We start from the raw sequence: 2,196 nt of genomic DNA on the forward strand, positions 1-2,196 counted from the left end.
CATCAGGCAGCAGCGAGCTGACGTTCACTCTAGACACAACAGCGCCAGATGCGCCAACACTGACACTTGATACGGACTCTGGCTCAGCGGCGGATGACTTCTTAACCAACGACGGCAGCTTCACAGTCGGCGGCACAGAAGAGGGTGCGACAGTCGAATATCTCGTTGACGGAAACTGGACGACAACCGCACCCGTACCAACGGAAGGTGACAACACGATCACCGTTCGTCAAACCGACGCAGCGGGTAATACATCAGGCAGCAGCGAGCTGACGTTCACTCTAGACACAACAGCGCCAGATGCGCCAACACTGACACTGGATACGGACTCTGGCTCAGCGGCGGATGACTTCTTAACCAACGACGGCAGCTTCACAGTCGGCGGTACAGAAGACGGTGCGACAGTCGAATACCTCGTTGACGGAACCTGGACGACAACCGCACCAGTACCAACGGAAGGTGACAACACGATCACCGTTCGTCAAACCGACGCAGCGGGAAATACATCAGGCAGCTCAACGCTGACGTTCACTCTTGATACACAGGCAGAATCAGGAAATGTGATCGTAGATAGCATTACATCAGATGATGTTGTTACTGAGACTGAAAAAGAGCAAACAATTTTTGTTACAGGTACTGCTACCGGTGGAGACATACAACCTAACGACGTCGTAACTGCTGTCATCAATGGAGCGACATATACTAGTGTTGTAAAAGAGAATGGTATTTGGGAACTAAGTGTTAATGGTGAGGACCTGGCAGAAGACACCGAGTTCACTGTTTCTGTTAGTTCAACCGATAGCGCAGGAAACAGTGTTTCAAGCTCAGGAACTTCTACTCATATTTATGACTCGACTCCGGTTAATGTAAACATAGATATTGATCCGATTACTGAAGACTCAGTCATTAACGCAACTGAAGCTCAAGGGACGGTTACGATTACAGGTTCTATTACTGGTGAGGATTACGTTTCTGGAACAGTAACACTGACCATCAATGGCGTTGTGTATACAGGCCAAGTAATCGACGGGAAATATAGCATTGACGTCAATGGGTCTGACCTAAACTCCGATAGCGATAACATCGTCGACGCGAAGGTAGATGTAGTAAATGAAGCTGGAAATGTTGGCTCGGCTACTTCGACAGAGTTCTATCTAGTTGATTTAGCTGCTAGAGGAACGATCTTTATTGAATCCATCACTGACGACAATGTTATCAATCAAAGTGAAAGCGAAAGTACCGTTTCAGTTAAAGGTACTGTTGGAAGAGATGCGGATACTGGTGACCAGGTATCAGTCGTAGTAAATGGTGTGACTTATCTGACTGTTGTCCAAAGTGATAAAACATGGAGTGTAGATGTTCAGGGCAGTGATCTTTTAGCTGATAATTCAGTGACAGCTACTGTTACCGGACAAGATTGGGCTGGGAATGAATTTAGTAGTTCGATTTCTAGAGCTTATGATTTAGACATCGATATCAGCAAACCGACCATCGATCTGGTGGCGTCGAGCGACAGCGGCGACAGCGACACAGACAACCTAACCAATGACAAGACGCCGACGTTCTCGCTGGGCAACATCGATGACGATGTGGTGGCAGCGGGCATCGTGGTGCTCAAAGACGGCGTTGCCCTAGAAGGCACGCTGACCGAAGAGCAAGGCGGCACTTGGAGCTTCACGCCGAGCGCCGACCTGGCGGATGGCACTTACGACTTGAGCGTAAAAGTGACGGACGATGCGGGCAATAGCGCGACGTCGACCGAGCTTGAAGTCATCATCGATACCGACGCGGCGGCGACCATCACAATCGATGATGATATCGCAGGCGACGACATCGTGAACGCAGCGGAAGCGGCTGGTGACGTGACCATTACGGGTACCGTGGGTGGTGACGCCAAACCTGGTGATACCGTGACGTTGACGGTGAACGGCAACTCAACCGATTACACAGGCACGGTGAAAGCGGATGGCACTTACAGCATCAATGTACCGGGCAGCGAGTTAGTTGCGGATGCGGACAGCACCATCGTGGCGAGCGTGAGTGGCACCGATGAAGCGGGCAACCCGTTCACGGCGACGACCGAAACCAGCGGAGACAACAAAGACGGTGGTTACGAGGTTGATACGGGTATCAGCAAACCGACCATCGATCTGGTTGCGTCGAGCGACAGCGGCGACAGCGACACAGACAACCTGA

At 50.9% G+C, this 2,196-nt stretch carries 1 protein-coding gene; it reads left to right on the forward strand.

Annotation, left to right across the window (positions count from 1 at the left end):
- Positions 1-2,196 (forward strand): Ig-like domain-containing protein (locus AB6E51_RS12390; protein WP_372139929.1); only part of this gene is annotated, 2,196 nt, incomplete at both ends.

This window comes from Vibrio sp. 10N.247.311.47, from assembly GCF_041467535.1.
GTDB lineage: Bacteria > Pseudomonadota > Gammaproteobacteria > Enterobacterales > Vibrionaceae > Vibrio > Vibrio crassostreae_C.